Source organism: Peribacillus sp. B65 (assembly GCF_058513295.1).
In genome coordinates this window covers 4,378,798-4,402,250 of the sequence record NZ_CP195840.1, presented here as the reverse complement: position 1 = coordinate 4,402,250, position 23,453 = coordinate 4,378,798, and the positions used below count along the sequence as shown (strand labels likewise).

The 23,453-nt window shown below is 31.8% G+C and carries 31 protein-coding genes and 1 pseudogene; 27 read left to right on the top strand and 5 right to left on the bottom strand.

All coding sequences use genetic code 11. The features are described from left to right. Nucleotides 1-32: 32 nt before the first annotated feature. From ACSR9O_RS21460 to ACSR9O_RS21420, 9 genes are all read left to right on the top strand, one after another. Complete coding sequence (locus ACSR9O_RS21460; RefSeq protein WP_491725054.1) at nt 33-602, top strand: hypothetical protein; 570 nt, start codon at nt 33-35, stop codon at nt 600-602. A gap of 117 nt (nt 603-719) precedes the next feature. Next, on the top strand, nt 720-1,193 hold the full coding sequence (locus ACSR9O_RS21455; RefSeq protein ID WP_318292316.1) for a hypothetical protein: 474 nt from the start codon (nt 720-722) through the stop codon (nt 1,191-1,193). Nucleotides 1,194-1,358: 165 nt separating this feature from the next. Further along, nucleotides 1,359-1,745, top strand: coding sequence for a DUF5412 family protein (locus ACSR9O_RS21450; protein ID WP_491725053.1), 387 nt, complete (start codon nt 1,359-1,361; stop codon nt 1,743-1,745). A 169-nt stretch (nt 1,746-1,914) separates the two neighbouring features. Next, the gene (locus ACSR9O_RS21445; protein WP_491725052.1) at nt 1,915-2,193 is read left to right on the top strand and encodes a hypothetical protein; all 279 of its coding nucleotides are present in this window, start codon (nt 1,915-1,917) and stop codon (nt 2,191-2,193) included. Between the two features lie 1,409 nt (nt 2,194-3,602). Continuing rightward, a complete protein-coding gene (locus ACSR9O_RS21440) occupies nt 3,603-4,628 on the top strand; it encodes a DUF1835 domain-containing protein (RefSeq protein ID WP_491725051.1) in 1,026 nt (341 codons plus the stop codon). 252 nt (nt 4,629-4,880) lie between these two features. Further along, the gene (locus tag ACSR9O_RS21435; RefSeq protein WP_491725050.1) at nt 4,881-5,153 is read left to right on the top strand and encodes a hypothetical protein; all 273 of its coding nucleotides are present in this window, start codon (nt 4,881-4,883) and stop codon (nt 5,151-5,153) included. A gap of 161 nt (nt 5,154-5,314) precedes the next feature. Further along, nucleotides 5,315-5,695, top strand: a complete 381-nt coding sequence (locus ACSR9O_RS21430) for a hypothetical protein (protein ID WP_430190219.1) — start codon at nt 5,315-5,317, stop codon at nt 5,693-5,695. Nucleotides 5,696-5,861: 166 nt separating this feature from the next. After that, complete coding sequence (locus ACSR9O_RS21425; protein ID WP_430190222.1) at nt 5,862-6,077, top strand: hypothetical protein; 216 nt, start codon at nt 5,862-5,864, stop codon at nt 6,075-6,077. A gap of 193 nt (nt 6,078-6,270) precedes the next feature. Next, nucleotides 6,271-6,915: a hypothetical protein gene (locus ACSR9O_RS21420; protein ID WP_491725049.1), complete on the top strand. Its 645-nt coding sequence runs from the start codon at nt 6,271-6,273 to the stop codon at nt 6,913-6,915. A gap of 122 nt (nt 6,916-7,037) precedes the next feature. Here ACSR9O_RS21420 and ACSR9O_RS21415 read toward each other — a convergent pair whose 3' ends face one another. Further along, on the bottom strand, nt 7,038-7,556 hold the full coding sequence (locus ACSR9O_RS21415; protein WP_430190228.1) for a tubby C-terminal domain-like protein: 519 nt from the start codon (nt 7,554-7,556) through the stop codon (nt 7,038-7,040). A 158-nt stretch (nt 7,557-7,714) separates the two neighbouring features. Between ACSR9O_RS21415 and ACSR9O_RS21410 the strand changes: the two are divergent. Beyond that, a pseudogene (locus tag ACSR9O_RS21410) lies at nt 7,715-7,885 on the top strand (VOC family protein); the annotation flags it as partial. 287 nt (nt 7,886-8,172) lie between these two features. Here ACSR9O_RS21410 and ACSR9O_RS21405 read toward each other — a convergent pair. Then, nucleotides 8,173-8,487: a hypothetical protein gene (locus tag ACSR9O_RS21405; RefSeq protein WP_063589946.1), complete on the bottom strand. Its 315-nt coding sequence runs from the start codon at nt 8,485-8,487 to the stop codon at nt 8,173-8,175. Between the two features lie 229 nt (nt 8,488-8,716). Between ACSR9O_RS21405 and ACSR9O_RS21400 the strand changes: the two genes are divergently transcribed. From ACSR9O_RS21400 to ACSR9O_RS21385, 4 genes are all read left to right on the top strand, one after another. After that, nucleotides 8,717-8,893 carry a hypothetical protein gene (locus tag ACSR9O_RS21400; RefSeq protein WP_491725048.1) on the top strand — a complete coding sequence of 59 codons (177 nt, stop codon included), beginning with the start codon at nt 8,717-8,719 and terminating at the stop codon, nt 8,891-8,893. Between the two features lie 423 nt (nt 8,894-9,316). Then, nucleotides 9,317-9,727 (top strand): hypothetical protein, encoded by a 411-nt coding sequence (locus ACSR9O_RS21395; protein ID WP_491725047.1) that lies wholly within the window; start codon nt 9,317-9,319, stop codon nt 9,725-9,727. Between the two features lie 230 nt (nt 9,728-9,957). Beyond that, nucleotides 9,958-10,278 (top strand): hypothetical protein, encoded by a 321-nt coding sequence (locus ACSR9O_RS21390; protein WP_491725046.1) that lies wholly within the window; start codon nt 9,958-9,960, stop codon nt 10,276-10,278. Between the two features lie 52 nt (nt 10,279-10,330). Further along, on the top strand, nt 10,331-10,807 hold the full coding sequence (locus ACSR9O_RS21385; RefSeq protein WP_491725045.1) for a hypothetical protein: 477 nt from the start codon (nt 10,331-10,333) through the stop codon (nt 10,805-10,807). 203 nt (nt 10,808-11,010) lie between these two features. On the opposite strand, the gene ACSR9O_RS21380 is transcribed toward ACSR9O_RS21385, so the two are convergent. Together ACSR9O_RS21380 and htpX are read right to left on the bottom strand one after the other, a co-directional pair. Next, entirely contained in the window at nt 11,011-11,757 is a 747-nt protein-coding gene (locus tag ACSR9O_RS21380; protein ID WP_491725044.1) for a hypothetical protein, read from the bottom strand. Between the two features lie 350 nt (nt 11,758-12,107). Continuing rightward, nucleotides 12,108-12,980 (bottom strand): protease HtpX, encoded by an 873-nt coding sequence (htpX, locus tag ACSR9O_RS21375; protein ID WP_241637163.1) that lies wholly within the window; start codon nt 12,978-12,980, stop codon nt 12,108-12,110. Between the two features lie 474 nt (nt 12,981-13,454). Here htpX and ACSR9O_RS21370 point away from each other — a divergent pair, with 474 nt between their 5' ends. Next, nucleotides 13,455-14,021: a YczI family protein gene (locus ACSR9O_RS21370; RefSeq protein ID WP_491725043.1), complete on the top strand. Its 567-nt coding sequence runs from the start codon at nt 13,455-13,457 to the stop codon at nt 14,019-14,021. 62 nt (nt 14,022-14,083) lie between these two features. Here ACSR9O_RS21370 and ACSR9O_RS21365 read toward each other — a convergent pair whose 3' ends face one another. Next, entirely contained in the window at nt 14,084-14,317 is a 234-nt protein-coding gene (locus ACSR9O_RS21365; protein ID WP_491725042.1) for a hypothetical protein, read from the bottom strand. 722 nt (nt 14,318-15,039) lie between these two features. Here ACSR9O_RS21365 and ACSR9O_RS21360 point away from each other — a divergent pair. The 12 genes from ACSR9O_RS21360 to ACSR9O_RS21305 all read left to right on the top strand — a co-directional run bounded on the left by ACSR9O_RS21360 (nt 15,040) and on the right by ACSR9O_RS21305 (nt 23,328). Beyond that, the gene (locus ACSR9O_RS21360) at nt 15,040-15,528 is read left to right on the top strand and encodes an RNA polymerase sigma factor (protein ID WP_491725041.1); all 489 of its coding nucleotides are present in this window, start codon (nt 15,040-15,042) and stop codon (nt 15,526-15,528) included. Beyond that, nucleotides 15,518-16,393 carry a zf-HC2 domain-containing protein gene (locus ACSR9O_RS21355; RefSeq protein ID WP_491725040.1) on the top strand — a complete coding sequence of 292 codons (876 nt, stop codon included), beginning with the start codon at nt 15,518-15,520 and terminating at the stop codon, nt 16,391-16,393. The genes ACSR9O_RS21360 and ACSR9O_RS21355 overlap by 11 nt, the downstream gene beginning before the upstream one ends. A gap of 198 nt (nt 16,394-16,591) precedes the next feature. Then, the gene (locus tag ACSR9O_RS21350; protein WP_491725039.1) at nt 16,592-16,927 is read left to right on the top strand and encodes a hypothetical protein; all 336 of its coding nucleotides are present in this window, start codon (nt 16,592-16,594) and stop codon (nt 16,925-16,927) included. Between the two features lie 178 nt (nt 16,928-17,105). Continuing rightward, complete coding sequence (locus tag ACSR9O_RS21345) at nt 17,106-17,630, top strand: DUF2199 domain-containing protein (RefSeq protein ID WP_491725038.1); 525 nt, start codon at nt 17,106-17,108, stop codon at nt 17,628-17,630. 608 nt (nt 17,631-18,238) lie between these two features. Beyond that, nucleotides 18,239-18,439 carry a hypothetical protein gene (locus tag ACSR9O_RS21340; RefSeq protein WP_491725037.1) on the top strand — a complete coding sequence of 67 codons (201 nt, stop codon included), beginning with the start codon at nt 18,239-18,241 and terminating at the stop codon, nt 18,437-18,439. A 189-nt stretch (nt 18,440-18,628) separates the two neighbouring features. Beyond that, nucleotides 18,629-19,318 (top strand): HAD family hydrolase, encoded by a 690-nt coding sequence (locus tag ACSR9O_RS21335; protein ID WP_491725036.1) that lies wholly within the window; start codon nt 18,629-18,631, stop codon nt 19,316-19,318. Between the two features lie 62 nt (nt 19,319-19,380). Beyond that, nucleotides 19,381-19,854, top strand: coding sequence for a GNAT family N-acetyltransferase (locus ACSR9O_RS21330; RefSeq protein ID WP_491725035.1), 474 nt, complete (start codon nt 19,381-19,383; stop codon nt 19,852-19,854). 176 nt (nt 19,855-20,030) lie between these two features. After that, the gene (locus ACSR9O_RS21325; protein WP_491725034.1) at nt 20,031-20,594 is read left to right on the top strand and encodes a histidine phosphatase family protein; all 564 of its coding nucleotides are present in this window, start codon (nt 20,031-20,033) and stop codon (nt 20,592-20,594) included. 469 nt (nt 20,595-21,063) lie between these two features. Beyond that, on the top strand, nt 21,064-21,636 hold the full coding sequence (locus ACSR9O_RS21320; protein ID WP_491725033.1) for a hypothetical protein: 573 nt from the start codon (nt 21,064-21,066) through the stop codon (nt 21,634-21,636). Nucleotides 21,637-21,707: 71 nt separating this feature from the next. Then, the gene (locus ACSR9O_RS21315; protein ID WP_491725032.1) at nt 21,708-22,115 is read left to right on the top strand and encodes an immunity protein CdiI family protein; all 408 of its coding nucleotides are present in this window, start codon (nt 21,708-21,710) and stop codon (nt 22,113-22,115) included. Nucleotides 22,116-22,311: 196 nt separating this feature from the next. Then, complete coding sequence (locus tag ACSR9O_RS21310; protein WP_491725031.1) at nt 22,312-22,773, top strand: GNAT family N-acetyltransferase; 462 nt, start codon at nt 22,312-22,314, stop codon at nt 22,771-22,773. 96 nt (nt 22,774-22,869) lie between these two features. Next, entirely contained in the window at nt 22,870-23,328 is a 459-nt protein-coding gene (locus ACSR9O_RS21305; protein ID WP_491725030.1) for a GNAT family N-acetyltransferase, read from the top strand. The last annotated feature ends 125 nt before the right edge of the window (nt 23,329-23,453 follow it).

The following is a 23,453-nucleotide window of genomic DNA, read 5'->3' as shown; positions in this document are numbered from 1 at the left end:
TGATGTAAGTAAAGAAAAGTGAGGCGACCAATTTGAGAATAGAATTAGCAACAAATGAAGAGGTTGAAAAACTATATACAAAGTTTAAAAAATTCAACACTCATCTTCTCGAGGAGCCAAGAATAGTGTTTCCCTATATTGGTATTATGGATGTGTATAATCGAGTTCTTACAGAGCAAGAGGCACGAGATTTACTAGGTTATGAGCAGCACCATTTAAAGTATGGTTCCAGATTTTTATGTGCCTTAACCCAGATTTATCGTACTGATAATGAATTATTTGTTCATTTCAATAAAAAAGGATTAAGCAAAGAACAATTCAAATTCATTCTAGGCTCCTTAAATCGGATGGAGGCTAGTATTTTTAGAAAGATGTTTGCTATCAACAAGGGCATATACAAAATTGGTGATGAAGAGGCACTTAAGTTTCTGGTTAACCTTTCAGTTGAAGAATTGTATTTTTCGAATTTTTTCTTTCCTTCTCTTGATACAGTTTTTATAGGAAATTATGATCTATGTTTCCCTGTGTATAGCAAGTCAAAAGAAGGATTTGAGAAATGCCGAGAGATTATTGAAAGAAATGAGTTATTTATTCGAGAGTAATCATAAAATGTGCAAATTTGACAAGCTGAGTACTGATACAGCTATTATAAGGGCAGGATAGTTGCATAAGGAATGGAGAATATAAGCTATAAAAATTATTAATGCGGGTGATGTTTATTGAAATTTCCTAAAGGAGTAACTGGTTTTTATAATGTAAAACATAATAAGCCACCAACAATTGATAGGAAACAATTTAAACAGCTATGTTTTAGTATCATTAAAAGGAATAACGGAAAAGTGTTGGAATTCATAGAACCACAGTTTCCTACTAATTTTTTAAATGTCGAAGTTAAAGTTTTCAATAAACATTTGCATATATTGCTTAATGAACATTATCCTTTTTTAGCTTTTGCTTCTTTTGTTGATTTTGAAAATATTATATTTATTGATGAACCCGAATTATTGAAACAGTTTAGTCCATTTTATAAGGTTTTGAGTATGGAGGAACTTAAAAAACCATTATACATTGAAGAGAGAACTGGAAAGATTATTTTAGAAAATGATAATGAATTAAACAGTGCTGAATTGGAACAAATAGCGTATTGGAAGCCAAAAAATTCTGGAGAGGTAATCTTTAACTTTTGGGATTAAATCTAATAATGCTATTGAACAAACAGGTACGTTAGCTAAAGAAGATATATCTTAAAGGTAGCTTTTTCTAATGGAACTATATGGGCAGAATAGTTAAAGAAGACAAAATAAAAACAGTGCATTTGTAAAAGCTAATTTCTATTACTTTAATTTTGGGTGGTTCTAATGACAAAAAGATTTAAAACTATTTTAATGACGCTAATCGTAATATTCCTTTTATTAATGGCTGGTAAATATCTATTGGATTTTTTATTTGCGGATATGTGTGGAAATGATATTAAACAAAAAACCCCTTCTCCCAGTGGTGAGAATGTGGCTTACATTTTCGAAAGAAGTTGTGGTGCGACAACGGGATTTTCACCCCAATTATCGATTTTAAATAAAGATGATGATTTTCAAAATGAATCAGGAAATACATTTAGGTCAGATAAAGATTTTTCGATTGAATGGTTTAATGAAAACGCCCTAAAAGTTATCTATGATAAATCTTCTGAAACTTACGAAATTGACAAAAAGGTGAATGGGATTAAGATTGAATATGTAGGTGAATAAAAGCCTAATATTCTTTTAGTTATTAAGCTTACAGTTGGGTTTGCTTAAGATCGGAGCTGTCTTTAAGGCAGCTTTTTCTTATGGAATGAACGGGGCAGTTTAATAGAAGAAGACCCGTTTGCTTTATGGTATAGTTTATTAATTTCAGTTTGTATATGGGGGAAATTTAGTGTCAAATAAGTTGAAATATGTAATGGGATTGTTTTTTGAAAAAAGAGAAAGTACTAAACCATTCATACTGATTCGATATTTAATGATAATAGCAATGGGCTTAATTTTAATATTATGTATAATTAATGATTTTAATTTCATAAAATATATATATCTTTTATTAGGAATTGGTTCAATAATAGATGGATTTGAAAGTTTTTTAAAAAAGGAAAATAAGAGGCAGATGCTATTAAATTTTGGTATTGCGTTTATGTGGTTCGTAGTATTTTTAATATAGCATTTATATGGGGGTTCGGAACATTTTTTATGGAACTAAAGGGGCAGGTTAGTTGAACAAGGATTAACCACAATTAGTGTAGAATTCTCAAAAATTAGAAGGGGACTGGAGTAAAGTATGCTTAGTTTTTTAATTGAATTAATTGCAGGATTATTCGGATATAGTGACACTTTAAATACGAAAAAAATTGACCAAAATATTGAACAGTTAAATCAACACCATTGTTTTAAAAAAATTTACGAGGATGAAAAATACCACCGTTTTTTGTAAATAAACACATCAGACGTTATTTACAAAGCACAATTCGTGTTAGAAAAATTATTCAAAGAAGCACAAAGAAAGCTATTGTTCCTTCTTGATAAACAAATAAAATCGTAATTGTCTATCTTAAACTAACGGGTGCTTTACTTCAATATCAGGAGCTGATCAGCAGCTCCTTTTCATATGCAACTATAGGGCAGGATAGTTCCATAAGCTGGAAATATTTTCATATATGAAATAGGATTTTTTTCGCTTATGCTAAAATAAAAAAGAAGGTTAAGGCGTATGAATGTCACTCATTTACTTGTTTTGTCTGTGGTTATTGGCTTAATTAATAGTTTTAAGGATAAGAAATTTAAAACGAAAAGTTTTTTCAAAACGTCTTTAACATTTTTCACATCAGTTCTAATCTTCATCATAACTGGAAATCTATTTTTGAATGATTTATTACATAAATATCTTCCCAGTGAAGAATATGGGATATGGCTATTTGGAGGTTTGTTATTGTTATATCCGATTTATATAACAATTAAAGGTTTTAAAAAAAAGACAACTAACCTCTCTTCGTAAATATCTTTAGGATGCGATTCTTTAATAAGGGATCGCCTTTTTGAACAAAAAGGGCAGGATAATTGAAGAACATATTTGTTAATCTAAAGAAAAAAGAAGATAAATTGAGGTAATAAAAATGTATGAATTTAAAGAAGAGTTCGATAGAAAAGAAAAAAAATATAAGATTTACCTATTTTTATTTATTATCTCTGTTTTAATAAATACATTCATTGACATTTTTGAAAAAGTTTCTGGAGTTCGCATAGTTATTAGCCTATTAATATACAGTGTAATCTTTTATTTTGGATTGCGTAGAAAGTTTTGGGCTGAGCTTATGATTAAATTTTTTGTCTGGCTAAATATTATTTTATTGTTCCTAATTATTACTGTTAAGATTTTAGGGTTGTAGTTCAAATTAAATTTTAATGATCTTCAACTAACAGGTGAGTTAGCTGAAGATTGGAGCTATCTTTAAGGCAGCTTTTTCTTTAGGGAACTAACGGGGCATTTTAGTGGGAAAAGATTTGGAAACAATATCCTAAAAAGGATACGTTAATGTGATTCCTTTTAATAGATAAGATAAGGGGTTTTTTTAGATGGATATTCTCGATATAAAAAAAATAGTTAAGGACCTACCAGAAGAGGAAGTAAAGTTATATCTGCAATTTATTCTTTTTAAGATTGGATTGTTGGAGGATAAGGAAAATTCTTTAGTTGAGTTTACAAATGATCTTAAAGAAATTTATAACCAAATTCTTAATCCAAAAGACAAAAACCAAAGTACATTTGATAAATGTAATTACCAAAAGGTTCATATACAATTTGGATATCCATATTTAAGACAAACATTAAAAGAATTAAACATCCTTGATGAAGAGTTTATTATAGCTTTCCACGAAAATTTCTCTATTGCTCCTATAAACAGTTTAGATACCGAAAAGGGACAAACAGATAGATTTGATTGGTTAAAAAACAACTTATCTAATGAAAATGAAGTTGAATTTTATAAAGAAAGTTTGCCGAAAGTCATTTCTCAAGTATTATCAATTCCTGATGATCTTCCAATTTACATATGGGTATCAGAAAATGCAAATGAACAAACAGCACTTCTTTTTACACTGTATTTGTTGCGGGAACGAAAGAATAATATTTGTATCATTGATACCGCAGCATTGTACAGGAAATTGTTTGAAAAAAAAGCTAAGAAGTATGAATCTTATTTTTCGGGTGAAATCCCTTTAAAAGAATTACAAACCATATATAAATATAGCCAAGACGAAAACCAGATTTTATCTCACAAAGAGCGTAAGTATTATGAAAAAAAGTGGCTACACCTCTCCACGAATCCTGGTACATTAAGAATATGGGAAAATGAAGAAATAAAAGTTGTACCTGAAGACTATTTCGATGATTTTATAATCGAAAAAGCGAAGAAGCTGATTGGGAAGAAAAAAGGGTTTATTATGAGTGCAAGATTAATTGGTGAAGTTTATGGACATATTCTTCAGTATATCGGTGACAGCTTTTTGGAATATAGGGTTAGGAAATTAATCGAAAAGGGAATTTTTGAATATGAAGGTAGCTTAGAGGCAATGCGTTATTACGGTATTAAGTTTAAATAAATATTTTTTGTAAAGCAGAATGAAAAGATACATTGAGGGAAGCTCAGAAAATGAGCCTCTCTTTTCAGATGATTCTTCTATAACTTTCGTAAAATTGTTTGTGAAGAAATGTACTTAAGCTAACGGGTGCGTTAGCTGAAGATCGGAGCTGTCTTTAGGACAGCTTTTTTTTCTTATGGAACTATCGGGGCAGGTTGTTTATTACAGTTTATAATACGAGTAGACTTTGATTTAGATTGAGGAGATAAAATTATGCGTGCTTTTTTGAGAAAAGAATTTTGGGATGACAGAAATAAACCTATTCTGTCTATACAGTGGGTATTGACAATCTTTGCAATAATATTATATTTCCAAACTTATGACAGTATAGATTTTTTTTACTCTGGAATTTTAAGACTAATTGCAGGAATAATCACCCTTCTAATAGGAATTGAAAACTACATTGTTAAAAAAAGCGAATATATATTTTGGTTCATCCTAACGATAATGTTTTGTGGAATGGGGATAGACATCTTAATGAAGTAACGGGTGCGTTAGCTGAAGATCAGAGCTGTTTTTAAGGCAGCTTTTTCTTTATGCAACTATCAGGGCAGGTTAGTTGAACAAGGAATTAGTTACCAAAACCTAAATTCTGATATTTTGAGATAATCTAAAGGTAACTAGACTTTGAAGGTAAGGGGTAAAAGATGAAGAAATATATTTCGTTAAACTTAATTTTGTTTATTGTATTTTTGGCAGGAACCATACTTACGATATTTATAATATATAAGGATATTGATACTTCGCTATCTCTTAAATTTATTATAGGATATGTAATTTATCTTCTTCTATATGGTTTGTTCTCCATCTTTTTAATTATTGCGAATACAAGGAAGTTAAATTGGATTCAAATAAGAAAAAGGTTTTTTACGTTTATTATTTGGTTTATTTCTTTAAGTGCTTTGCACTATCTTCTTTTTTATTTTTTTAGAAGTTCGGAAATGTACCCTTGGGATTTAGGAATTCCTTTGGGTGTGTCATTTGGATTGGCATTTTCTGATTTAATGTCTTGGAAAAAGAAAGCATAAATGGCTTTTTGCTCTTTCACTAACGGGTGCGTTAGCTAAAGATCTGAGCTGTCTTTAAGGCAGCTTTTTCTTTATGCAACTAAAGGGGCAGTTTAGTAGAAGAAGACCCTTTTGCGATATGGTATAGTTTGTTAAGTTCAGTTTGAAGTTTTATGGGGGAAATTTAATGTCAAATAAGTTGAAATATGTAATGGGATTGTTTTTTGAAAATAAGATACCTAATAAAAAGAATAATTTATTCTTAATTCTCAATTTTGTAGATTTTATTATACTCACGGTTGATTATTTCACAGATATAGAATTAACTTGGTTATTTATAGTTGTGACATTAGCAATACTTGTACTTTCTTTTTCTATACATATTGATGAACGAAAGTTATAGATACAGAAAAGGTAATAAATAATTTCTGTACTTGTACTACAATAAGGTGCTTTACCCTTAATGTGCGAGGTTGCTGCGGCAACCTTTTTCTTACGGAACTATCGGGGCAGGTTAATTGAATATTAAAACGTTTGTCCTATTCCTATTTCTTTTTACATATATTGAATCAAAAAAGAAGAGGTGCTGAGGAAATATGGGCTTACTTGAGTTTTTTAAACAATTATGGCTTGAAGGTACAATAAATAATACTTCAAATGATATTACAATGATACCAAATATTTTACAGCTAGCTGGAGCAATATTAACTCTTCTTTCTGCATTAAAAGTCTTTAATAAAGTATTAGAAAAACCTAGAAAACCGAAGATAAATAAGGGTTCAATTCTAATTCTTGAAGAGGAAAGATTTAGTGAGAAAATCTACAAGCTTGATAATAAAAAGAGAATAAGGGAAAAAGAAAAATATTTTAAAGAATTTGCTTACGTACTTTTCGGAATACTCTTAATTATATGTGGTTATATCTCTGCTTCTAATGATTTAGATTATACAAGCAATCTCAGTATTTATTTCATATGCCTTATACTCCTTCTTCCGATTATTTTTTATTACTTAATTAGATACCGGAAATCTTATCTGGATAGAATAAATTCACTACTTTTAGCTTCTTTGTGTGCATTAATTACTTTGTTATTTCTAGTTTTAATGTATTTTTTTAAACGGTTTGCAATAACATTAAGTTTCTTAGGTTCTACTTTTTTGTTAATATTTTTCATAATTATTATCATAAGATATGTAAATAGAATGATTGAAAAAAAGTTTAAACAGGATAGTACTCGTTGAAAGCCTTGGAATATTATTTATTATTCAAGTAACGGGTGCGTTAGCTGAAGATCGGAGCTGTCTTTAAGGCAGCTTTTTTTTATGCAACTAAAGCGGGCAGGTTAGTTGAACAACCGCCCCTTTTAAGCATCGTAATAATAAAATGTATGGAACAATACGGCAGCTAGTGCTGCAATTTCTTCCGTTGTTGATTCAATATTAATGGTATCAACCATTGAAATCTTAGTGGAGAGAGGCATAGAAACACTTGCAATTCGTTTATTGTTACATTTTAAGTGACCTGTACCTGTATAATCTTTTTCAAAATAATAGTCTTGATTGGCAATTTTAAACGAATACGCTTTTTCAATCAATTGAACTTTATGTCGTGCAATAGGTATTGTCTGCGAGGATAAATGGTCAGTTATTTTATATCGAATGCCAGGAAACGCACAATCTATGCTATAAAGGGGTTTCCCGTAAGCATTGGTTATTTTATAAGAATAAGGTAAACCAAAACGAATTGTCGCATTGACGATACTGGCAAGGAATTTATGTCGTTGTTTTTGCATCAAAAAAATGGTTTTACCCTGTTCGTCTATTATTACTAATTTGGTTGAAAGAAGCACCGATTCAGGTACTTGATATGTAAGAGGTTGCACCTTATTCCTCCTTTACCATTGATTGTTTAAGGGTTTGCGTTAATTCTAATACTAATCCTTATCCACATACAAATACAATTCCTTATAGAACTAAAGGGGCAGATTAGTTGATTAATAAATGAAAGTAAAAGAGACTTATAATAAAAGGAGCAATTTCAATGATAAAAGGTTTATACGAAGCACATTTACCAGTAAGTAATTTAAATCGTTCAATTGAATTCTATGAAGGACTTGGTTTGCAATTTGATCACAAGGTTGAAGACAGATTGGCTTTTCTAAGGATTGAAAAAGATAAAAGTTGGTTAGGGTTATGGGAAACAGATAAAGTAGTTAATTTGTAAACTAGAAAACCCGAAAAAAATCAAGCAACGTATGTATTCAAGTGAATGGGAACATATAAATGAAATATAATTTGTATCTTAAATAATATTCGCAAAATACTCCAACTAACGAGTGCGTTAGCTGAAGATCTGAGCTGTCTTTAAGGCAGCTCTTTTCTTATGGCACTAAAGGGGCAGGATAATTCAGTAACGTCGCATAAGACATATAGTGAACAAATAAAAAAAGACAGTGAACCACGCTGCCTCTTTTTGTATGGGTTAAAGAAAACGAAGAATTATTTCATCTTATCTAGTGAAATTATTCTATGTTTTAATTCTGAATTCATATCTAAAACACCTATCACAATTTGATTATCTTCCGTCAATGTTATGTATCTGAAATAATCATCATCAGAAATCAACAAATCGGTGTCATTCGTCGTTTTTTCCATTTTGGCAAATACATCTACTGTGTACTCAAGGTGAAAAAAATCATCAAATCCCTTGCTTGAGCTACCTACCCAGGTATACAGAAAATCTTTCAGTGTGATTTGTTCAATTCCCGATAATTGTTTCTTGAATTTTAACTTATCAACTGTTACGTTTATCATCTTTCATCACTCCTTAACGAGTCTTAATTATATATATTGAAGTCTCCTCTAACAATGCTATTTGCGTAACAATCCGTTTACAGTTTAGTAACTTGGTTCGTTAGATCAAGAACGGAGCTATCTTTAAGGCAGCTCTTTCTTTATGCAACTAAAGGGGCAGTTTAGTTGAACAAGAATTATCCTTTAATTAAGGCGGTGTATGGTAAATTTAGTTGAGGGGGAGATTGAAATGAATAAAAAGCTAAGTTTAAGCATTTTTTTAGGTATCATTATTTTAATTGGGGTATTTTCGTTGAGTTTTATAGATAATTTAAATGTTGCCAGAATTGTTTCAAGAACCCTTGTGGTATTAGGTATTGTTAACTTAATTTTTACTTTAAATTTATTAAACAAAAATAAAAATTAACAATTTTCCTTCAACAAGATGCCGTTTTCTTATTGAACTAACGGGTGCGTTAGTTCCATAAGATGCAATAAAAGAGACCACTTATAGGTGGTATCTTTTATTTGTTCTCATCGATAGAAAACGTTCCTATCTTTAAATATTTTCTCGTGTTCTCCCGAACCTTGATACTCCTTTTCTTTTCTCTTCCTTTCCCGAGTTTATTAGAGAAAATAAAATTTTGATTCCTTAACATTATAGGTGCAATATATACATTATTTAAAAAGACTGTATTCGTAAAGATTGTTGTTTTTCCTTAAATTTCACTTACAACAAAAAAGCAAAGTGATTTGAATTAATGAACCCTCTGTTTTTCCCGTATTAAAGTAAAATGTAAATGAAAACTAAAACTAATTGATCAATATTGAGAGGGATTGAGTGGGTCATATGAAAAGAAATAAATATTTGAAAGTTATTATACCGTTAGCTCTCATTGTAATCTGCGTTTATTGGTATTATTCAAGTATCGTAATATCAAGAACTTCAGAAAATGGATTGTGGAAGGTAACCTACTCCAAAAATACAGACCCCAGTGAACCATATGGTTGGGAAGGTCGTTTAAAACAAAGAAATGACGATAATGTAATGGTAAAGGCCATTGTAGTTAAAAAAAATGATGAAATTTTATACAGTATCGATAGTTTTGTAGAAGGAAGGGCAGAAGATGGCGAAATTACTGTTCTGCATCCTTTTTCAAAGGATTTTTACTTAGGCCCTAAGCCAACTAAAGGCACGGCTGTATCCGTAGTTTGGGAACGCAACGATGAAACTTATACCGACATTGTTCAAATAAGGTAGAAATTAATAGGCAGCAGAGATGCTGTTTATTTTATTGGATAGTTAATAGCTCAAAAATAGTTGCACTGAAGAAGACCACTAATAGGTGGTCTCTTTTATTTGATCAAAGATTAACATTAACCTAATCTTTAATACAGCCTAAAAACAAAAGCGATTCAGGTATTATTCCTTATTGTTAAAAAATTACTTTTTATGTAGAATGTGTTTAATAGTTGCGAAGGAGTGATTTTATGGAACGTAGCAAATACACTCGTTTGTCATTTTTCTGTTTTGCTCTTTGTATCGTTGCATTCCTCGTTATCTTAGGCATCGGTATATTTGTCAGTGCCACCGAGTCTAGCCGCGGATTTGGAAATATCGGTGTTTTAGGTCCATTGTTAGCTTGGATTTCGATGTTATCTCCCATTTTCGGAATAATCCTAGCGATCTTAGGAGAAAAAGGTAATATGAAGTTGGTAGCTCTTACTGGGAATATAGCCGTTTTATGTACGATATCTTTGTTCGTTAGTGCTATGAAATTTTATGATACTTTAGATAGGATACTTGCTTAAGACAAATTTAAAACGCCCCCAATTTGGGGGCGTTTTTTAAGGGGGAAGTAGGTTGAAAAAAATGATCTTAGCGGGAATAGCGGTAACGATTATTACAGGGTCTTCGGATGAAATGAATAGTAGCGGCAAGCCGTATGTGGAATTATATGAAGAAAAAACAACTTACGATCTTTCTATTGTAGATACAGCAAGAATGATGGATATTGAAATTAATAAGCTGAAGGTCAATGAAGATCAGGTAATAGTACACTTTAAGTTGGACAATGAATATTCGTCAATTCCTGTTAGTTGGGATTCCACAAAATCAAATATAGTCATCGATAATACAAAACTGATTGCAATCGATAGTTCTTTAAATGAAAAAACTGATTCGGATGTTGTACAAGAAGGAAAAATAACATTTGATGCGGAAGGTAAGGACAAAATTTTCAATGAAGGGAAAGAAGTCACATTTAATTTAGGCGTGTTTGAAATTGAGGGGGATTTCCCTGAAAGTAGAGATATAACTACTTCCGTCATACTGGATTAATATAAAACCGGTAAGAGGATATAGGAATATTACACACACTAGTATAGCTTTTTTTGGTCGAAATGATGGAATATGAGGGTTATCACCTGAATAAAAATTATTTAAGTATAATAAGGATTAGATAACAACACTTAGTAAGCAAATTTAATCTAATAAAGACCCTTCCTATGAGTTAGGAGGGGTCTTTATTAGATTTATAGTTATTATTCCCACTCATAATCAGGATTGAATTCCTGCGGTTCTATTTCTGACATTTTATATGTAACGGGTTTTTCATTTGGCAACGTGATCGTTAGTTCGGTTATTTCTTTATTTAATTCTAAGGTTAGAAAAGAAGTCCTGTTCGATTCTTTGCTAACTATTATACCGGTTCGTTTTAATCCTGTTGATTCTGCTAACTGGAAATGAAATAGGATTTTATCTTTTCCCTTTTTCGGTATTTTTTCTAATATAAACTTGGTTCTACCCTCGCCACCGTCACCATCACTTTTGATTAGGATATATGATTCATCGTCCATCCAACCACCATATATAGGATACCTAGTTGTTTCAGAAGTGGCTATATCCTCTTGTTTTGTAGAATCATCTGCCTGTTTTTTTTGCTCTGGCTCTACATCTACCTTTTCATTTGTCTCGACTACTTTATCATCAATAGTATCGTAAAAGGCAACGCCTGCGATGAATAAAGATATTGAGAAAAATACAACCAAGTTTCCTATTATTCCGGTCATTTTTAGAGAGCCTATTTCACCGATTAATGCTAGTATGAATCCACATATTGGAGCAATCATCATAATTCCAAAGATGGTGTAACCAAAAATACCGTTATTTCCAAAATCACTATTAGGAATGGAAGTAGCTTTATTATGTCCTATAATCAAAGTCAAAACGAATAATAGAATGGTAACCATAAAGCAAGATATGGAAAATATGCTTAACTTCTTTTTCATCACTGAATTTCCCCCTGTGTAAAATAAGAAAACAAATATTCTTTGATTACATTTGCCGTAATCATTACAGTTTTAAATCACTTTGTTTCTCCAATTTTCTTCGATGCAGGACCTGATAGTTCGGGGCCTGGCATATCAATACTTTTATTAGCTATTACACTATTAAATCATCTTAGGGAAAAATAATAATTGTACTAATAGGTTCTTGAAATAAAACTCTAAACTGATATTAAGTATTTTACCATAAAATGCAAGTTATTAGTTTTTTATCCTGAGAGCAACAATCTTTCAGAAAACTGCCTAACAAAAAAAGACTTTCTACATTGTTTAAATGTAGGAAGTCTTATCTATTAAAGTGATTTCAAATGTTCAATACGTTTTTCTAATGGTGGGTGTGTAGAAAAAAGTCTGGAAAATTTCCCCTTACCACTAATTTTAAAGGCAGCAATAGACTTTTGGCTGTCATCAACCAAGTTTTTGGTATGTCTTAATGATTCTAAAGCGTGAATCATATTTGCCTTTCCGCCTAAATCGGCAGCTAATTTGTCCGCTTTAAATTCACGTTTTCTTGAATGCCAAAAGATAATGGGACTGCTTAAAATACCAAATAGAATCTCGAAAACTATAGAAGATACGAAGTAAACAATACCGGCAACTTCTTCTCTTACAAAACTTGAAACGATTTTTGAAGCAATACGGGAGAAGAAAATAACGAACGTGTTTATCATTCCTTGCAAGAGTGTGGTTGTAACCATATCACCATTCTTAATGTGTGCTATTTCGTGTGCAATAACTCCACTAATCGCCTTTCGATCCATTCTTTCTAACATACCGCTTGAAACAGCTACTAAAGAACGTTTTTTGCTTGGTCCAGTAGCAAATGCGTTGACCTCTTGTGAATGATAAATACCAACTTGCGGCATAACTTTCAAACCAGCCGTATGTGCTAATCGGTAGGTTTCTTCCAATACAAAGCGTTCGTGATCGCCACGCGGGGAATGTTCATCAATTAATTGAACACCCATAACCCATTTCGCCATTTTACGAGACATTAACAAAGAAATGAAGGAACCAGCAAAACCGGCGATGACGCTAAAGGCAAGTAGGGAACCGTAACCACCGCCACCAATATAACTTTCTACACCTAGTAACGTGGTGATCGTGGTAATGGTGATCAATACGAGAATATTAACGAAAATAAATAAGGAAATCCTTTTAAACAATTAAGCCCCTCCTAAAATATAATGAACCTTATCTTAATAAGGCGTTCATCAATAATGAAACAAACATTATAAAGCTATATACGAAAAAATTTAAAAAAAGTTTCAATAAAACTTCTCACCACTAAGAACAGAAAAAATTTTAGGCTATGTAACTTCATAACAGCCTTCAGTTATGAAATGATATGTATTCTTACCCTAAATTTCTTCACGAGTTAAGAATAGTAGGCTGATTCATTCAATCTTAATTTCAAACTCGTCTTCGAAAGAATATAATGAATATATAAAGTCCGTTTTGTATCGGGCTTTATTTTTTTGTATTTTAATTGTATTTGATTAAGGTCATATCAATAAATCTGTCTTTTCCACATAAACACAATGAAACTATACTAAACTTTAATGTGTTATTTTATGAACTCCCTTCGGATAAAATTCTATAATCAAGGAAATTGGGGGCAATATCGAAATACATTTGTAATGCAGTCTCAGAATTTGCATCGTAAAGGCGACGAAGAGCAAGCTTTTCAATCACATTTATATTTGGCTTATTTAGATGCGAACGCACCTGTTAATGGCAGAGGAAAAGCATTTGACCCGAGTTCTAAATGTCAAGCTCCGCATACAATGAATATGGTAAGGTTTAATCAAGAAAACTATTTTATATCTGATCAAAATTTAAAAAAGGAATTCATTAAGGTGGCAGATAACGATTCTTTGATGGAGACAATGCCTTTAAAGTCGGAAGAAAGGAAAAAAATAAATCTGAATAATTTAATGAATTGTACAGATTTTTCAGGAGGAAGTATATTGTTGAAAATAGTTAGAATTATCTTAGCGATAATTGTTCTTACTTTATCAGTCTATCAGCTAATTACTGATAATTTTGAGGTGATGCCATATTCTATGTTGTTCTTGGGGGCACTAATGTTGGTAATAGGCTTAGCCGAGCTTCAAAAAGACAGAAAAGGATTTGGGGGATATATGTGTATTGTTGTCTCTTTATTTCTTTTCTTTGTTTCCATACAGGATTTCTTAATATACTAACGGGGCTTTAGTGATAAAGATCTACAAAAGAGAGCAGGAACGAATCCTACTCTTTTTTTACGTTATTTTCTTTTATACACAGGTCTTTTGTGAAGCGGTATGTATTCTTCGCCCCTGGCCTTTGCGTTTGAACGTTCTGATAGTATCTCTAAGTGAGATTCAATTACTAATGCGTCGTAGTAGTCAAAACCATCCGGATTACCTTCGCTACTTCTTTTCAATTGCTCGTATAACCTATCAAAGTCTTTTTGTTCACTTTCCGTTAAGTATTGGTATAAGATTTTTCTTTGTTCCATTAAAAACACCTCCTTACTATAAGTAGTGAAAGAAGTTCCGTAAAACTAAAGCAAATCTAAAAATAATTAGAAAAAAGCCGCTCCAATTTATTGTGTAGGGAGCCGCTTTGTTTGGTAAGGTGGTTACCAAACCTCGTGAAACTCAACAAAATGATGTTTCTATCATCCAAATAAAGGACGGTTTTCTCTTACGGAATTTCTAAATATTGTTAGTAGTTTTTTGCTTTCAAGATTGTAAAAAGTTGTACTTAAAGTAACGGGTGCTCAATAAGGCAGATTGCTGATCCAACCTTTTTTGTATGCAACTTGGGGCTGGTTAGCGAAAGAAGGTTCGGGTAAACTTAACGAAAACATTGAAGGGTTATTTTTATAGGAATGTAACAAATTATGATTAGATACTAGCTCAAGTATTTTTTATTCCAGGGGCAGAATATATTGCGTGGTTTACTAGATTTATTGTTTAATAATTATCTGATTTTTTATAGAACTAACGGGTGCGTTAGCTGAAGATCAGAGCTGTCTATAAGGCAGCTTTTTCTTATGGAACAAACGGGGCAGGTTAGTCAATAGAGGTTATATTAATTATTATGTTGAATTTAAATACTTTAGCCGCCATTTTGTTTGGCGGTTTTCTATTGCCAATAAAAAAATTAATAAAAAATATAATATTCTTTGTAACGAAATTACCTTGAATCGGATATATAGAGAAAGGAGGAAAAGGCTTGGGAGAACTAGATGAAATTTATAGCAATTATGCTGAAGAAGTATTCAAATATCTAATGTGTCTTTGTCACAACGCAGATTTATCAGAAGAACTAACACAAGAAACCTTCTATCAAGCTGTAAAATCCATTGATAGATATAATGGTGAATGTAAGATGTCAGTTTGGCTTTGTCAAATAGCGAAGCACTCCTATTATAAACATCTAGAACGTAATAAGAAACAACAAAGACATATGTTTCAAGATGAAACATTACATACTTCTCCTGAAGCTGAATTTATTCATTCGAAAGACAAAATTGCCCTATACCGAATAATACACCTACTTAAAGAACCATATAAAGAGGTTTTACTTTTGAGAATCTTAGGTGGTCTTAGTTTCAAAGAAATAGGAGAAATTCAGCTGAAAAATGAAAACTGGGCGAGAGTTACTTTTTATAGGGCTAAGATGAAATTAAGGGAAAGGGGTAAGGATGACAATGGACAATAAATGCAATATAGTGAGAGATTTACTCCCATCTTATATCGATCAATTGTGCAGTAAAGATAGTATTCATTTTATTGAGGAACATATGAAATCGTGTAAAAAATGTAGAGAAGTATTAGAAAGTATGAAAAATGATGTTGATTTTACCGATGAGATAGATGAAGTTTATAAAGTGGAAGTAAAGAGACCATTCCAAAAAGTATCCAGCTTCTTCAACGGTCAAAAGAAACTGACGGATTATTTACTTCTAGCAACACTTTTCTCCTTGCTGTTTGGACTCATTTTTCTAATCCATTCGATTATAAAGTTTAGTGAACATAGAGAAGAAGTAACTAAGTTAGAAGTAGTAGAACAAGAAAAAGAAACCATTATGGATGATGTATTTCATATTCTTGGAGCCTCAACAGAAGTGACTGAAAAAGAAGAAAAACAACTTCTTACCATATTTAATAAGTATAATAAAAAACTTAATTTATTAGCTGTTTTTCCAGCAGCAGATATAGAAGATTGGTTACAGGAAAATGCTTCTGTAAAACAGAAACCTACAACGATCTATCCTATTGAGTACAATGAAGCCGCCATCATCATTGGAAATAAGGGGATACTTAGGAAGAATGAGTCTATTACCCCTAGTGGTTACGATTTAGGAACTGTTGTGATGGCGAAAAATCGGTGGGTCATTCAATATGAATATAAAAGTTCGTATGAACAGACTATTGAGAGACATCACCAATTAACCTATTACGGACCAAGCACGTGGAGTATTTTTCAGGCACCGATATTATTATTTACTTTATTTAGTGTTCTTTTGATATTTTGGATATTCTTAATGAGACAAAATAAACGTCTTAAAGATGTAATGGGATAAAATATATACAGCTCTTATTTTAATAAGAGCTAGTTCTTCAACTAACGGGTGCTTTACTTTCAATAAGAGAGTTGCTTTGGCAGCTCTTTTTCTAATCGAACTAACGGGGCAGGATAGTTGTATAAGAAAATGTTAAATTAGAGAGTAGAAGGTGATGAGGATAGTAAGTAATTACAGTTGATAATAGGGGATGTTTATATGAATTGGAACTGGAATGAAACCATTATAGATTTTCCACTCTCGTCCGAAAACTTAAAGAACTTATTAAATACCGTATGTAGAAAAGAAAACAGATTTTCACAATTTGAGTTTATTAAGTGGTGTGATAACCTCACAATGGCTTTTGAGGAAGCTGAAGCATCTAATGAATTTGATGAAATAGCCTTTGGGATAGCACGAGATATTGAATGTCAATGGGATTTGTTTTTGGTAAATACTTACTCATTAACAGAATTGCAGAATTTAGACCTCTCAAAAGTAAAGTTACCTCAAGATTGGTTTATAGAGTGGTTAAAGCAATTAAACGAGGAATAAAGATCAGAGCTGTCTTTAAGGCAGCTTTTCTTTATGCAACTAAAGGGGCAGGTTAGTTGCATAAGATTTTTATGTTATTCAACTAACGTGTCAGGCTAAATTATCAAACTCAGTATTGTCCTTTTGGGTTAATATTGAGATAAGGCAAGGCTACTGTTTTATATATGGGGGATGTAAAATGAGCAATTATAAAGTTGGTTATCATTGTAAATGTTGTGGGAATTATCACGATGAACTTCCCTTGAGTTATGGAAGTCCTGTTCCTGATTACTATGAAGAAGTACCATTCGAAGAACAAGAAAGACGAATAGAGATGAATGAGGATGTGTGTATTATTGATTATGAATATTTCTTTATTCGTGGATGTATTGAACTTCCAGTAATAGATGGGGAAGGTCCTTTTATTTGGGATGGTTGGGTTTCATTAAGTGAAATGAATTTTGATAAAATGATGGAGTATTGGGAAGTCGAAGGAAGAGAAAAGGATTTGAAACCAATGTTTGGTTGGCTGCAAACTTCTATTCCTTGTTATCCTGAAACACTAAACTTAAAAACAATGGTTCACACTCGTCCAATAGGTTTACGTCCTTCTATAGAATTAGAACCAACAGAACACCCATTATCCATAGAGCAAAGAGAAGGAATTGGATTTAAAAGAATAAAGCAGATAGCAGAAGATTTGTGTAATGTAGAAGAAAAATAATATCTCTGCTTAATGAACTACCGGTTTGTTAGCTTAGGATCGGAGTTGTCTTAAAAGGCAGCTTTTTCTTAAACAACTAATGGGGCAGGTTAGTTGAAGAAGTTTTCTCGATATGTACTGTTTCCCAAAGTTATTTATTACAGCTACAATAATGGTGAAACACAATGAGAAATTGAGAAGGAGCTTATGCAGTTTGAATCTTATTAAATATTTTGGAATCCAATTTATTCTATTTACTGTAATAATCCTAACAGGGTTTTACTCAGATAGTTACATAAGCAAGCCATTTACTTACACTGATTTAATAGCAATAATTATTCATTTTGCTATACTAATCGTCGTGTTAAATGGATACTTTAAGCTAAAAGAACGTCTAATGCGTATTCATTTATTTAATAGAGTTTTACTTTCTTTGTTAGCTTTTGTTTTTACCTTTATTTTTATAGAGATTTTAACAGGAGAATGAGATTTTATCCCTAATGAACGGTGCGTTAGCTGAAGATCAGAGCTGTCTTTAAGGCAGCCTTTTCTTTATGGAACTATCGGGGCAGATAGGGAAGGAAACAATTAGCATCAGGGAGAAAAATATTTTTTGAGGTGACTTTAGATTGAAAAAATATGGTGTAGCAATTCTTTATCTATTTGGAGGAGGACTATTTTTAGCAATTGGTTATTCAAGTTTTGCTCAAAATCTGCTAGAAGAGCTTACTACTCAAATGAATAATCCTGAATTGTTAATTGGATTTGGTTATATTTTTCTGATTGTTGGTATTATTCATTTCTTAATAAACAGTCTTAAAAGGAAATAACTAGTTAACTTTCTGATATTACTAACAAGCTCATAATTAAACAAAAGGGTGCATTACTTCATATGGGGCTGGAAACAGCTCCTTTTTTTTAGAACTAAAGGGGCAGGTTAGTTCTATAAGAGTTGGAACTTATTTGTAATTATTGTGGTAAAATTAGGGTGACTATTAGATATAATAAGGGAGTTTAATATGGATAAATACAAAGTAATTTTATTTGATTTAGACGGAACACTTTCAGACCCTAAGGTAGGTATAACTAAATCGGTTCAATATGCATTGCAAAAAATGAACATTGTTGAGCCTGACATTGATAAACTTGAATGTTTTATTGGTCCACCACTACAAGTTTCATTTGCTGAATATTACGATTTTGACGAGAAAGACACACAAAAAGCAATTGAATTATATAGGGAGAGGTTTAAAGAAAAGGGAATGTTTGAGAATGAGTTATATTCAAATATTGCAGTACTATTGAAATCGTTAAAAGAACAACAATTTACTTTAGTTGTAGCAACTTCAAAGCCTACTGTATTTGCTGAACAAATTCTAAAGTACTTTAATATTGACCAATATTTTGAACTTATTGTCGGAAGTAACCTTGATGGAACAAGAGCGTCAAAAACTGAAATAATTCAATACATACTAGATAAGTACCAGGAACATACGCTTAGTGACTTTATTATGATTGGCGACAGGAAGCACGATATTATTGGTGCTAATAACACCGGGATTAACTCTATTGGAGTAACTTATGGATATGGTTCATTTGAAGAACTAAGTCATTCTAACCCTACTCATATTGTCAAGAGTGTAAGCCAGTTAAAGGATATTTTGATGGGTTGTCAGGTCAAAAAAGATCTTGAACTAAAGGGTATTTAGGCTGAAGGTCGGAACTGTCAATGCTACAGCTTTATTTTGTTCCACTAATGGGGGAAAGTCATATGCAAATTATTAGCGTTAGAGAACATCCAGAGTATAAAGAAAAAGCAATTAAATATTTTCAGAGTAAATGGGCGAACGATAACAGTATGAAGGTATATGAGGACTGTATTTCACACAGCATAACAACGGACAGTCCGTTACCGATTTGGTATTTAATGGAGGATGCTGGTGAGGTTATGGGCTGTGCAGGTCTTATTAGCAACGATTTTATTAGTCGTATGGATTTATGGCCTTGGATATGTGCTCTTTATATTGAAAATAGCTATCGTGGTAAATCTTTAGGTAAAGAGCTACTTTTACGTGCTAAAGCTGATGCCGAAAAAGCAGGATTCAATAAAGTTTTCCTTTGTACTGACCACATTGGATACTATGAAAAATATGGATTCACTTATATAGGTGATGGATACCATCCTTGGGGTAGTAGTTCAAGAATTTATGAGAGCAATAACCAAAATAATCATTTTTCAGCTTAGCGATGTTTTATTCAAGAATGGCTTTTCTTAATGAAATATCAGGTGATTTACTTCAATAAGTGAGGTTGCTGCGGCAACCTTTTTTCTTCGGATCTAAAGGAGCAGTTTAGTTAAACTAGGAAAATTAAAGAGAATAGTAGAAATAAGTTTTTACTACTTAATTGGGGGATACTTGTATGATAAATAAGATTTATGTTGTGAGACATTGTGAAGCACAGGGCCAACCTTCGGAAGCACAACTAACAAAAAAAGGATTGAAACAAGCGAAATATTTATCTGAGTTTTTCTCCAATACTAAAATTGACCGAATCATATCAAGTCCATTTTTACGTGCTATTCAATCCGTAGAACCAATAAGTGAGAAAATAAAATTAAAAATAGAGATTGATGAACGTTTGTCAGAACGCACACTAAGTACAACGGACTTACCTGACTGGTTTGAAAAACTTAAAGCAACGTTCAATGATATGGAGTTGAAATTTGAAGGAGGAGAGTCGAGTCAAGAAGCAATGAACCGAATAGTAAACGTTGTAGATGATGTTTTTAAAAGTGAAACTGAAAACACAATTATCGTTACTCACGGAAATTTAATGTCTTTACTGCTAAAGAATTATAATAATAACTTTGATTTTGAATGTTGGAAGAATCTTAGTAATCCTGACGTCTTTCAATTAACTTTTCAAAAAAATGATGTAAATATGGAACGTATATGGCAAGAAGAAACAATAATAAATATTTAATTAGGTGTATTATTTTGTTCAACTAACAAGTGCTTTACTCAATAAGGGAGTTGCATTGGCAGCTCTTTTTCTTATACTTGTGAAGAATTGTACTTAAACAACAGGTGCGTTAGTTGAAGAAGCCATAGAGAACGTTTACTTCGGTCCTTTCCTATGATAATCAACAACGAACCGGCTGCCATTTGGCAACAGTATTTGTTATAACTAAAGGAGTAGTTTAGTTTAAGAACTAGGATTACGGATTGCGATGAAGAATGGTTGGAAATTGAAAAAATTTATAAGTTAGTATATTTTGTTGAAATTGGCTTTATAGAGCATTCTTATTGTTTTATATATAATTTTTTAGGAAGATATACGCTTAATTTTTTTAGGGGCTTTAGTAGGGTGTGGAATTAATGAATTAGTATATGGAAATATCCTATGGGTTAAATGTTACCCTTGAAAGGGTTACTTCGAAAGGAGATTGATTATGTCCGATTTTGAGGAATATTTAAAAAAGAAATTAGAAGAGGATAAAGATATAATTGAGCAGCTATCTTACTCAACCGATCAGCTGAGGGAAATTTATCGAAAAGAGTACGAATACAAAAAGAATTCACCTGCATTAGAGTTGAGACTAGAAGGACAGGAAATAAAAAGTGAACTTGTAGAATATTACTTACCCGAAAAGTGGGAAATGCCGAGGCAAGGTACATTACTTTATGACGATGAAAAACTACTTAATGTTTTGAAATTAATTATCTTCAACATAGGTGTAAAAAAAACTCTAGAGGTAATTCCACAGGATTTAATTAAGCAGTACCTTAACGGTCTTAATAAAATGAAGGTATTTGTTATATACACAACAGACAATGGATTCTTTGAGGTATTAGGCATTATAAGAAGAAGATCGTTAGAAAATGCAAGAGCAGCAGCAAGAATAACACACTCAACCAATTTCCACGGTAACCGCCAAAAATATGATATCCTTGGACCATTTGATGACGAAATTCAAGCTGACAAATATATTGAAGCAAGAAGGTGGGGGGGTAATGATAGTTGATAGAAAAACAGGCATTACAAGCTAACTGGTACAAGAATTAAAGAATAGAGCTGGCATCGAGTCAGCTATTCTTGTTTCACAAATGGGGCAGGATAGTTCCATATCCTTTAACAGAGTTGCATAATTCTCATTTCGCAACTTCTGGTTTAAGCTCTGCGGTAATATTTTTCATATCAATAGTTGTAATCTACTTTCTAAAATCATTGCAAAACTTCGCATTAAAGGGCAAATGTGAACATCCCTCATTGAAAGTTGAAGCTGATTTTAGTGCGGACCCTATATGGTGCAATGTTTGTGGTTTTAACTTAGACATTGATGACTTCCCTCTATCTGAAGAACTAAAAGAGGAACTATATAACTGGGTTCAAAATTATAAAGAAATATCTATTGATGAGCATAATAAAATAGGTATCGACTTAACTGCAAAAGTTAAGGGTGAAATAGGGAGAGATTACACCATCATATTTATTGAACAGTAGTAAATAACTAGTATTATTTTTCTTCTTAAGCTCTAACTGGTCCTTTACTTTATTACCAGAAGCAGATCAGCAGCTCCTTTTCTTATGCAACTATAGGGGCAGGATAGTTCCATAAGGAAAATATTAAAAATTTCCCTCAAATTACATAAAAAGGTACAATTATTCAAAATAGTGAAAGATAAAAGAGGGATTTGTTATGAAAATTAGTCAAACCAGGAATTATAAATCGGTCGCTAAATTAAATAAATATGTACACGATTTACATTCAAATTTATACCCTAAATACTTTAAGGAATATAACTTTGAGAATGTGAAGGAAGTTTTCAAAAGTCTGATTAATAACGAAAGTTTTATTTTCCTTTTGTTAGAAGATAACGAAGAAGCACTTGGCTATGCTTGGATAGAGATAAGAGAATATCCGGAAAATGCATTTAAAAAAGGATATAAGTCCGTTTATGTACACCAGATTAGCATAGTGGATACAAAGAGGAATAAGGGGTATGGTTCAAGTCTTATGGAATGTATATATGAAATTGCGAACGATCGAGGAATAGATTTAATAGAATTAGATTATTGGTTTGAAAACAGTGTTGCAAAGGACTTTTATAAAAAGCAAAATTTTATAAAGTACAGAGAGTTTGTTTATAAACAGTTGTAGTTTCTTGTTTTAACTACGAGGCAGTTCAATTGAACAAAAAATATAATATTAAATAGTATTTATCATAAAAATTTAAATCAAGGGTGTGCATCACAGATGGAAATTACCATCAAAAGAACAAGTTTGACTGAAGTAGATATGTTGTTGACCATTCAGAAAAAGGCTTTTGCAGAAGACTATAAGTTATACCAAGACCACGATACAACTCCTGTAAATGAGACACCTGAGAAATTAATAGAAAATATAGAACACTATATCCATTACACAATATGGTCAAATAACAACATTATCGGTGGAATAGATCTCCGTAAAAAAGAAAATATACTGTTATTAGACAAACTATTCATAGCAAACGAATATCAAAATAGAGGTCTCGGAACAAAGATAATGAAATTAATTGAGGTAGAATTTCCATTAATAAAAATTTGGCGTTTATATACTCCATATTTAAACAAAAGAAATCAATATTTTTATGAGAAATTTGGCTATGAAAAAATAGGAGAAGTTCAGCTAACTGAAAAGCTTTTGTTATTTAAGTATGAAAAATGTATTTAATTTAAGGCGAATTTAAAGTACATAAAAGGAACACAAGATGAGTTTTTTGTTGAACTAACGGGTGCGTTAGCTGAAGATCAGAGCTGTCTTTAAGGCAGCTTTTTCTTTATGGAACTAACGGGGCA